Source organism: Arthrobacter sp. 05T47 (assembly GCF_056395825.1).
The window spans coordinates 1-9,945 of sequence record NZ_JBFTKG010000065.1 but is presented as its reverse complement, the minus strand read 5'-3'; the positions used below and the strand labels follow the sequence as shown (position 1 = coordinate 9,945).

Annotated in this window: 8 protein-coding genes; 3 read left to right on the top strand and 5 right to left on the bottom strand. The window is 69.0% G+C overall.

The window, feature by feature from the left end; all coding sequences use genetic code 11:
- A partial coding sequence (gene lipA / locus AC1DEY_RS22160; RefSeq protein WP_476869873.1) for a lipoyl synthase occupies nucleotides 1–998 on the bottom strand: 998 nt, incomplete at its 3' end.
- Entirely contained in the window at nucleotides 995–1,663 is a 669-nt protein-coding gene (gene lipB, locus AC1DEY_RS22155) for a lipoyl(octanoyl) transferase LipB (protein ID WP_476869872.1), read from the bottom strand. The genes lipA and lipB, both read right to left, overlap by 4 nt.
- Nucleotides 1,664–1,770: 107 nt before the next feature.
- On the opposite strand from lipB, the gene AC1DEY_RS22150 reads away from it, so the two are divergent.
- Nucleotides 1,771–3,732: a serine/threonine-protein kinase gene (locus AC1DEY_RS22150; RefSeq protein WP_476869871.1), complete on the top strand. Its 1,962-nt coding sequence runs from the start codon at nucleotides 1,771–1,773 to the stop codon at nucleotides 3,730–3,732.
- On the opposite strand, the gene AC1DEY_RS22145 is transcribed toward AC1DEY_RS22150, so the two are convergent.
- The gene (locus AC1DEY_RS22145) at nucleotides 3,729–4,622 is read right to left on the bottom strand and encodes a TIGR01777 family oxidoreductase (RefSeq protein ID WP_476869870.1); all 894 of its coding nucleotides are present in this window, start codon (nucleotides 4,620–4,622) and stop codon (nucleotides 3,729–3,731) included. The genes AC1DEY_RS22150 and AC1DEY_RS22145 overlap by 4 nt on opposite strands.
- A 74-nt stretch (nucleotides 4,623–4,696) precedes the next feature.
- Here AC1DEY_RS22145 and AC1DEY_RS22140 point away from each other — a divergent pair, with 74 nt between their 5' ends.
- Entirely contained in the window at nucleotides 4,697–8,287 is a 3,591-nt protein-coding gene (locus AC1DEY_RS22140) for a S41 family peptidase (protein WP_476869869.1), read from the top strand.
- Nucleotides 8,288–8,422: 135 nt separating this feature from the next.
- On the opposite strand, the gene AC1DEY_RS22135 is transcribed toward AC1DEY_RS22140, so the two are convergent.
- On the bottom strand, nucleotides 8,423–8,851 hold the full coding sequence (locus AC1DEY_RS22135) for an OsmC family protein (protein ID WP_476869868.1): 429 nt from the start codon (nucleotides 8,849–8,851) through the stop codon (nucleotides 8,423–8,425).
- Between the two features lie 150 nt (nucleotides 8,852–9,001).
- On the opposite strand from AC1DEY_RS22135, the gene AC1DEY_RS22130 reads away from it, so the two are divergent.
- Nucleotides 9,002–9,385, top strand: coding sequence for a VOC family protein (locus tag AC1DEY_RS22130; RefSeq protein WP_476869867.1), 384 nt, complete (start codon nucleotides 9,002–9,004; stop codon nucleotides 9,383–9,385).
- Nucleotides 9,386–9,492: 107 nt separating this feature from the next.
- On the opposite strand, the gene AC1DEY_RS22125 is transcribed toward AC1DEY_RS22130, so the two are convergent.
- Nucleotides 9,493–9,843, bottom strand: coding sequence for a hypothetical protein (locus AC1DEY_RS22125; protein WP_476869866.1), 351 nt, complete (start codon nucleotides 9,841–9,843; stop codon nucleotides 9,493–9,495).
- Nucleotides 9,844–9,945 lie beyond the last annotated feature (102 nt).

Genomic DNA, 9,945 nt, shown 5'->3' with positions numbered 1-9,945 from the left:
GCGGCGAGCAGGGAGCTGGCTTCCTGGCGGGTGCTGCCGGAGCTTTCGATGTGCGCGAGTTCGGCGGGGATTTCCCAGCCCTTCTTGCGCATCGCGGTGGCCCAGAGCCGGCCGGCGCGGTAGGAGGAGCGCACCAGCGGCCCGGACATGACGCCGAGGAAGCCGATCTCGTCCGCCTCGTTCTGCAGGTCCACGAATTCCTGCGGCTTGACCCAGCGGTCCACGGGAAGGTGGCGCTCGGAGGGGCGGAGGTACTGGGTGATGGTGATCAGGTCGCAGCCGGCCTCGTGCAGGTCACGCAGTGCTTCGGAGATCTCCTCACGGGTCTCGCCCATGCCCAGGATCAGGTTGGACTTGGTGACCATGCCGAGCTTGCGGCCCTGGGTGATGACGTCCAGGGARCGSTCGTAGCGGAAGGCCGGGCGGATCCGCTTGAAGATCCGGGGCACGGTCTCGACGTTGTGGGCGAAGACCTCGGGCTTGGAGTCGCAGATGGCCTCGATGTGCTCGGGCTTGCCGGAGAAGTCCGGGATCAGCAGTTCGACGCCGGTGCCCGGGTTCAGTTCGTGGATCTTGCGGACCGTCTCGGCGTAGAGCCACACACCCTCGTCGGCGAGGTCGTCGCGGGCCACACCGGTCACGGTGGCGTAGCGCAGCGCCATGGCCTGGACCGAGCGGGCCACCTTGGTGGGCTCGAACATGTCCACCGGGGAGGGCTTGCCGGTGTCGATCTGGCAGAAGTCGCAGCGGCGGGTGCATTCGGAGCCGCCGATCAGGAASGTGGCTTCCTTGTCTTCCCAGCATTCGAAGATGTTCGGGCAGCCGGCCTCCTCACACACGGTGTGGAGGCCTTCCTTCTTGACGAGGTTCTTGAGCTGGACGAACTCGGGGCCCATCTGGACCTTGGCCTTGATCCATTCCGGCTTACGTTCCACCGGTGTGGCCGCGTTTCGCTGCTCAATGCGCAGCATCTTCCGGCCTTCTGGTGCCAGTGTCACAGTAGAGCTCCTTCTGGGGTTGCAACTAGGGCTTGTTCATTGTTGCGCAGTTCTTCGGTGATCCGCGAAACGAGGTCCGCCGGCGTGACGTCCCTGCCAATTTCCTGGGCGATGGTGGTGACTCCGGCGTCGCTGATGCCGCAGGCAATGATCTGGCCGTAGGGGGCCAGATCATTGTTGCAGTTGATCGCGAAGCCGTGCATGGTGACGCCCTCGTGGACGCGGATGCCGATGGCCGCGATCTTGCGGTCCGGGCCCTTCGCGTCCTGCTCGATCCAGACGCCTGCGCGGCCCTTGATCCGTACGGCGTCGATGCCGTAGTCCGCCAGGACAGCAATGATCACGGCTTCCAGCCGCTCCACGTAGTCGCGGATGCCGGCCTTGTTCTTCAGCTTGATGATCGGGTAGCCGATGAGCTGGCCCGGGCCGTGCCACGTGAGCTTGCCGCCACGGTCTACCGCAACAACGGGAGTTCCGTCGAAGGGCCGTTCGTGGTCTTCGGTGCGCTTGCCGGCGGTATAGACCGCGGCGTGTTCGAGCAGCAGTACGGTGCTGGGCGCAGTGCCCGCGAGGACTTTCTCATGCAATTCGCGCTGGATTTCCCAGCCGCGCGTGTAATCAATGAAGTCCGGGGCGAGACCCAGCTGTTTGAACTCAAGAGTCATGGCATCAAGCTTAGACCCAGCCGCATCCTCAGCCCGTTTGTGTGCTTAAGCTCTCATGCCTGTGGATAACTTCTGCGCGATTCCGCTGGATCGGCTATTCCTTGGGTATGGAAGAGATCCCAGACCCTGGCGGCGCCGCCCCTGAGGTTCCCGGTTACGACGTCGGGCGCCTGCTGGGGCGCGGGGGCACAGCCGCCGTGTGGCTGGTAACGGAACGGTCGACAGGGCGCGATTACGCCCTCAAGTGCTTCGGCGCCGGCATCAAGGCCGGCGGAATGCCAGGCCGCGGGACTGGCGAAGTGGACCGTGGAAGCGCAGACCAGGAAGCCGAGGAAGGCATGCGACGGGAGGTCCGGATCCTCTCGGCCCTGGATCACGACCACCTGCTCCGTGCCCACATGGTGCTGCGGCTCCACGATGCGCGGTCCGGGCCGGAGGGAACGGAAGCCCTGGGTCTGGTGCTGGACTACGCGCCCGGAGGATCCGTCGCAGACCTGGTCGCGGGACGCGGGCGGCTCGGTGCCGGCGAGACGGTGACGGTCCTGACGCCCATGGCCCAGGCCCTGCAGTACCTGCATTCGCGTGGTTTCACCCACGGGGACCTCTCGCCGGGCAACGTGTTGTTCACGGCGCATGGGAAACCGCTGCTGGCGGACCTGGGCGTCGCGCGGATGGTGGCGGACACAGCGTCCGGCCGCACCGCCGGGACGGAGGGATTTTCCGATCCGGCGCCTGTGGACGCCGTCAGGGCGGGCCTCCAGCCAGAGCGTGACATCTATTCTCTGGCGGCGCTTGGCTGGTATTGCCTGACCGGCCGGCCACCGGACGCGGGCGCTGGGCGTCCCCCGCTGCCATTCCTGGTGCCCGACGTGCCCCCGGCGCTGGCCGCCGCACTGGAAGCCGGACTCGACGAAGACCGGCGCAGAAGGCCCTCGGCGGCCGAATTCGCCGCGGCGGTCTATCGCAGCACTGCGGCGGAGCCGGTGGACCTTTCCGTCACTGCCCACGCGAGCGTGGCACCGCAATTGCTGACCCGCCGCGTCTTGGCCGGCAGCGCCCGAGAACGGCGTGCCCGGCGGCTCCTCGGGTGGCTGCGCAAGACCCCGGTGAGCCGCGCGCCCCTGCCGGAACGTGCACCCACGCCAGCGCCGCCGGTACCCCTCGCTCCACCCCAGGTACCCCTCGCGGCGCCGCCGGGGGCACATGCCAGGACATCCACTGTCGCGACTGCGAGGCACGCGGCAGCCGGGGGTGCCGCACGCCACGCCGCCGCCGGTTCCGGACCAGGCTCCCACCGGGGACGAGACACCGGGAACGGAGGCGTCGCCGCGTCCAGCGCCGGGTCCATAGCTGAGCCCAGCGATTCGTCCGACGTCCGGGACGGTACAGTGCAGCGCACCGGGGAGGGCTTCCGGCAATCGACCCGGAGCGGGACCCAACCCGGTATCCGCCCCGGCACTTTCGAGGCACGGCGCCGTCGGCGTCGGCGGAACCGGTGGGCAGGCGTCGCATTGGCGGTGGCATTGCTGGCCGGGCTTGGCGCGGCATCGTGGCGTCCGGGGATCGCGGAACTGTTTGCCGCACCGCCTCCCGCGGCGGCAACAGAGACGTCGCCGGCGTCAGTGCCGGGCGTTGCTGGCATCCCGCGCGAACTTCGGGACAGGCTGGAGTCCGCGGACCCCGGCGAAGCGGTCCGGGGACTCGCCGCACTCCGCTCACTGGCCTTCAGCACCGGGGATGTGCGCCTGCTGGAGCAGGTGAACGTCCCTGCGTCGGCGGCGGCGGACGCGGACGCCAGCATCGGCGCCCGGCTGACGGCGGCCGGACACGTCCTGGCCGGCTTCGAGACCACGCTGGCACGCGTGCAGACTCTTGCCGACGGTGGGCCGGACCGCACCGTGGTGGAGATCAGCGTCGTCTCCTCGCCGTACCAGGAACGCGATGCCGCCGGTCAGGTCGTGGCTGAAGCCCCTGCCGGGGAGGAAATCAGGCTAAGGCTTGTGCTGGCGAGCATTGACGGACGGTGGCGGATTGCGCAGGTCCTCGCCGCGGAGCCGGACTTGGGTTAATCGCGTCCGGCCACCCACGCCGCGGCCTCGCCGAGCGACGGGTGCTGCCAGGCGAAGCCGTTGTCGGCCAGGGCCGCCGGCTCCACCCGCTGGCTGGCGAGCAACAGTTCCTCGGCGAGCTGGCCCATCACCAGCCGCAGCACCGGTGCGGGCACGCGCAGCACTGCCGGACGGTGGAGCGCACCGGCCAGCTGCGCGATCAGTGAGTTCACGTCCGCGGTTTCGGGGGCACAGACGTTGACCGGTCCGGACAGGGGCGCGGCAAGAAGGAAGGAGAAGGCATGGACCACATCCGGCAAGGTGATCCACGGCCAGTACTGCCGGCCGTTGCCCAGCGGGCCGCCAACGCCCAGGCGCAGCAGCGGCAACAACCGGCCCAGCGCGCCGCCGGATCGGCTCAGGACCACACCTGTGCGGGGGGTAACTACGCGGACGCCGGCGGGAGCCTCATGCGCCGCGGCCTCCCAGTCGACGCAGATCCGGGCCAAGGTGCCGCTGCCGGCCGGCGCGTTCTCACGAAGTACGGCGGCGCCGGCGTTGCCGTAATAGCCGGAGGCGGACTGGCTCAGGAACACCGCAGGCGGCGTGTCCTGCCGGGCCATCGCCGCCGTCAGGGTCCCCGTCGCCCCCAGCCGGGAGCTGCGGAGTTCGTCGACACGGGCCCGGGTCCAGGGCCGGTCGCCAATTCCGGCGCCAGAGAGGTTGACCACGGCGTCCGCGCCCTTCAGCGCCGTCTCGTCGATCCGGCCGGCGGCGGGGTCCCACTGGAACTCGGCCGGCGATGCCGGGGCGCGCCGGACCAGGGCAACGACGTCATGCCCTTCGCTGCGCAGTGCGCTGGAAAGGGCAGTTCCGATCAGCCCGGAGGCCCCGGCAATGAGGATKCGCATGATCCATCTCACCATGCCCGGCACGGCCGCGAAACCTCCCGGGCCGTGCGGGCCGTTGTCGCTATGATCGAACGATGACCCCCTCGAGCTACTTCCGTTTCCCGCATGTCCACGGCGATTTGGTCACCTTCGTGGCCGAGGACGACGTCTGGATTGCACCCGTGGGCGGGGGCCGTGCCTGGCGCGTGTCCTCCCTGCAGCTGCCGGCCCGCAACCCCCGTTTCACCCCAGACGGAAAGCGCCTGGTCTGGACCGTCGTCCAGGGAACGGCCCCGGAGGTCGTCACAGCCGACGTCGACGGCGGCGGCTACCGCCAGCTGAGCTACTTCGGCCACAGCTCCACCCGGGTCAAGGGCTTCACGCCCAAGGGCGACGTCCTGGTCACGAGCGCGTTCCGCCAGTCAGACAGCCGTCACACTCACGCCTACAGCCTCCCCGTGACCGGCGGCTGGGCGCAGGAGCTGCCCTTCGGCCCGGTCGAATCGGTTGCCTTCGGTCCCGTCGTCGGCGACGAACGCCCCGTGGTGCTCTCGAGCGTCCTGTCCCGTGAGCCGGCCTGGTGGAAGCGCTACCGGGGCGGCGCCGCCGGCAAGCTGTGGATCGACGCCGACGGAAACGGCGAATTCGAGAGGCTCGCCGCCGGGCTGGACGGAAACCTGACGGACCCACTGTGGGTCAAGGGACGGATCGCGTTCCTGTCCGATCACGAGGGCTACGGAAACCTCTACTCAGTCCTGCCCAACGGCAGCGACCTGCGGCGCCACACGGACCACGAGGACTTCTACGTGCGTCACGCCGCAACCGACGGGGAACGCATCGTCTTCGAATCGGCCGGCGAGCTCTGGCTGCTGGCCAGCCTTGACGCCGAGGCCGTCAAACTCGACATCACGCTGGGGTCGGCCTCGCAAGCACGGCGCTCCGCCCCGCTGAAGCCCTCACGGCACCTCGGCGACGTGGTCCCGGACCACACCGGCACCTCCAGCGCCGTCGAATCGCACGGAACTGTCCACTGGCTGCGGCACAAGGACGGCCCGTCCCGCGTCCTCGAAGCCACCCCGGGCGTCCGGGCACGTCTGCCCCGCCCGTTCGGCGAGGGCCGGATCGCCTATGTGGCCGACCACGACGGCGTCGAGGCCCTCTACCTGAAGGCTATTGCGGCGCCGCTGGCCGGCGCTCCTGTGGCAGCCTCGAAGGCGTCACAGCCCGCAGCGCCGTCGAGCCCGCAGTCCACACGGCAGTCCGAAGACGCCGGAGTGGCCTTGCCGAGGCCGGTGTCCGCAGCCGCGCTGACCGGTTCAGGGTCAACGGGTTCAGGATCAACCGCCGCCGCGGCAACCAGCCCCGTGTCCAGCCCCGTCACAGCCGCAGTGCCGGCCGTTGGTGGAAGTGACGCGCCCGGCGCCGGCCACCAGGCCCTTGCCGGTGCGGGCACCGCCGTGCAGGCGCCTGCAGCCGGTGAGCTGACGCGGATCGACTTCCCCAAGCCCAGCCGGGCCAGCGCCATCGAAGCCAGCCCCGACGGGCGCTGGCTCGCCGTCGGGACGTCCTTCGGTGACATTTACCTTGCCGACACAAGCACGGGCACGATGTCCCTGCTGAGCAGCATCGGCGAAGGCAGCATCGAAGGATTCAGCTGGTCCCCGGACTCAGCCTGGCTCGGCTGGTCCGAGCCGGTCACGTCCTTCGGCTCCCGCAGCCGTCTGCGGATCACCAGGATCGACGGCGGCACGGGCGCGGCGATCATCGATGTCACCGACGGCCGGTTCCGCGACGAATCACCCTCTTTCACCCCGGACGGCAAATACCTCGCCTTCCTCTCCAACCGCAGTTTCGACCCGGTCTACGACGGCCACTCCTTCGACCTGTCCTTCCCGAGCCCGATCAAGCCCTACCTGGTCGCCCTTGCCGCGGACACGCCGTCACCCTTCGGTCCGAGCGTCGCCCTTGAGGATGGCGAACGGGACGCCGCGGTAACCCCCGCCGCGGGGGAAGGCTCCGCATCCGGTACGCCGTCCGCCGCCAAGCCCGTGCCTTCCGTACGGGTCGACGCCGACGGCCTGGCGCACCGCGTCATCGGGGTGCCGGTGCCGCAGGGCAACTACTCGTCCCTTACCGCCGCCGCCGGGGCCCTGCTGTGGCTCGACAGCGAACTCTCCGGCACCACCGGAGAAGGCCGGGCCAGCCTCGAGGACAAGGGCGCCGCGCCGAGCCTGGTCCGGTACGACTTGGCCAAGCGCCGCACCTCCACGATCGTGGAGGCCCTGGACAGCTACCGGATCTCCGGCGACGGAGAAAAGATCGTGTTCATCCAGGACAAGCAGATCCGGGTCGCGCCCGCCGGCGCCAAGGCCGACGAGGACTCCGGCCAGCTCGTCAAGGTGGACCTTGGCCGCATCCGGGTGCAAATGGACCCGCTGAGTGTGTGGGGCCAGGCCTTCGACGAGGCATGGCGGCTGCAGCGTGACTTCTTCTGGACCGAGGACATGGCCGGCCAGGACTGGGAGTCCGTCCACGCACGCTACCGTCCGGTGGTCGAACGCCTCGGCTCCCACGATGACCTGGTGGACCTGCTGTGGGAGCTGCACGGCGAGCTGGGCACCTCCCACGCCTACGTCCGCCCGGTGGCCGTAGCCGAGAATGGCAGCAGCCCCCAGGGGCGCCTTGGCGCCGATCTGGAGTTCACCGGCGAAGGCTGGGAAATCACCCGCATCCTCGCCGGAGAGTCCTCAGACCCGCTGGCCACCTCGCCGCTGACCCGGCCCGGCGCCGACGCCAAGCCCGGCGACGTCCTGCTGGCGATCGACGGCGTCGAACTCACCGAATCCCGGACCCCGGCAGTTGAACTCGTCGGGGCGGCCGGCCGGGCAGTGGAACTGACCCTGCGCAACGGTGCCGGGCACGGCGCGGCCGCCGGAGCCCAGCGCCGGGTGGCAGTGGTCCCGGTCAAGGACGAGGAGCGCCTGCGCTACCAGGAATGGGTCACCGGCAACCGCCGGACCGTCCGGGAAGCCTCCAACGGGACGTTCGGCTACCTGCACATCCCGGACATGATGGCCAACGGCTGGGCCCAGCTGCACCGCGACCTCGATACCGAGACGGCGCTGGACGGACTGATCGTCGACGTCCGGCGCAACCGCGGCGGCCACACCTCCCAGCTCGTGGCCGAGCTCATCGGACGCAAGGTCACCGGCTGGAGCATGCCGCGCGGGGAGAAGCCGCGGACGTACCCGCACCACGCTCCCCGTGGACCGGTCATCATCCTCACCGATGAGTTCGCCGGTTCCGATGGCGACATCATCACGCAGGTCTCCAAGCTGCGGGGGATTGGGCCCGTCATTGGCACGCGTACCTGGGGCGGCGTCGTGGGAATCGACAACCGCTTCGCCCTGGCCGACGGCACCGGCGTCACCCAGCCGCGCTACGCCACCTGGTTCGCCGGCGGCGTTGGCTGGGGCGTGGAGAACTTCGGAGTCACCCCGGACATCGAGGTGACCTTCCCGCCGCACGCGTACGCCGCCGGCACCGACCCGCAACTGGAGTACGGAATCGGGGCGTTGAAGGAAATGATCCAGGAACTGCCCACGGACCGTCCGCCGCTGCGCGAGGGATACCGCAGGGTCCGGCCCGCGCCGCTGCCCAAGCGCCAGCAGGCCGGCCAGGCGTAGGCGGTCCCGCGCGACGGCGCGTGATCCACGGCCAAGGCCCATGACGAAGGCCCCCGCCTTCCTGGATATTCCAGGGAGACGGGGGCCTTTGCCGTACCGCGGACGCTGTGCTGCGGCTACTTGCCGGCGGCGAGACTAGGAGGCCAGCGTCGCGTCCAGGGTGATCTCGATGCCGGTCAGGGCGGCGGAGACGGGGCAGCCGACCTTGGCTTCGCCGGCCAGTCGCTGGAAGTCATCCGCGGAAATGCCGGGGACCCGCGCGGCGACGGTGAGGTGGCTGCCGGTGATCCCGGTGCCGGGCTGGAACGTCACGTCGGCCTTGGTGTTGATCTCCTCGGCCGTGAAGCCGGCCTGGGCCAGGCCGTTGCTGAATGCCATGGAGAAGCAGGCGGAGTGCGCTGCCGCGATGAGCTCCTCGGGGCTGGTCTTGCCTTCGGCGGCCTCGGCGCGTGCCTTCCAGGTGACGTCGAAGTTGCCCAGCCCGGAGCTGTCCAGGTTGGTGTTGCCGGCGCCTGTCATCAGGTCGCCATTCCATACAGTGTGTGCGGTGCGTGTTGTTGCCATGTCCACTCCTCGACGTCGATGTGAATCAGCGATCCGGCCCGGTGCCGGATCCTGCCGTGATCAATCCTAGGGATTCTGGGCGGCCCCCGCACGGGGGTTCCGCTGTCAGAGGATTGTGACCCAGCAGCGTGCCGTCCGTACAGTGTCGTCATGGAAACCACTCAAGATGCGCAGGTGCGTGCGTCGCCGTCAGCGCGCATCGCCACGATCATGGTCAACGCCGTCGACGCAGAACGCCTGGCCCAGTTCTGGGCCGCGTTGCTGGGCACAGCGGTGTCGTCGCGTTTCGAACAGTTCCTCTGGCTCCACCCGGCCGGCCCCGGAGCCCCGCAGCTGGCCTTCCAGCAGGTTGAGCAGCCTTCGGAGGGCAGGCGCCGCCTGCACCTGGACATCCACGGGTCCGACCCCTCGGCGTTGCGTGCCCACGCCGAGGCCCTGGGTGCCCGATTCGTGGAGGGAAACGACATTGGCGATTTCCATTGGGACGTCATGCAGGATCCCGAGGGCAATGAGTTCTGCATCGCCGGCGACTGACAGACCGGCCTAACCACAGTGCCGATTTAACTGTGGCGCTTTAAAGACAGCGGCGCCGCACCCCCGGGTGAGGGGTGCGGCGCCGCTGTCGGAAGTGTCGTCCGGAATCAGTTCCAGAGCGTGGCGACTGCGATGTTGATCAGTGCCATCCCACCCACCGCGTGTGCCAAACCCTTGGAGACGGAAGCGCCGGAAGCAGCCTTCCGGTACCCGATCACAGCGGCAACGAGAACAACGACGGCGATCAGCAATTTGACGGCGATCTTGACGTAGTTGACCGGCTCGTGGGTGGCACCCAAGATCCCTACAAGCGCCAGGCCGGTGACCAGCTGCGCAATGGCACCATAGAGCTGCACCGGCAGAACAGTGGGCTTCTTGAAGGTGGCGAACCAGCCGCCGACGATTGCGGCAGCGCCCAGGATGTGCAGGAAGACCAGGATGTCGATGGCGATTTTCATGTGCACAGTCTAGCCAGAGAATTCTACACAGCGTAGTAAGACCCGCCGGGTGGGGGCAGGACCGGCAAAACGGCGACGGCGGTGCGGAGACTGGTGGTTGTC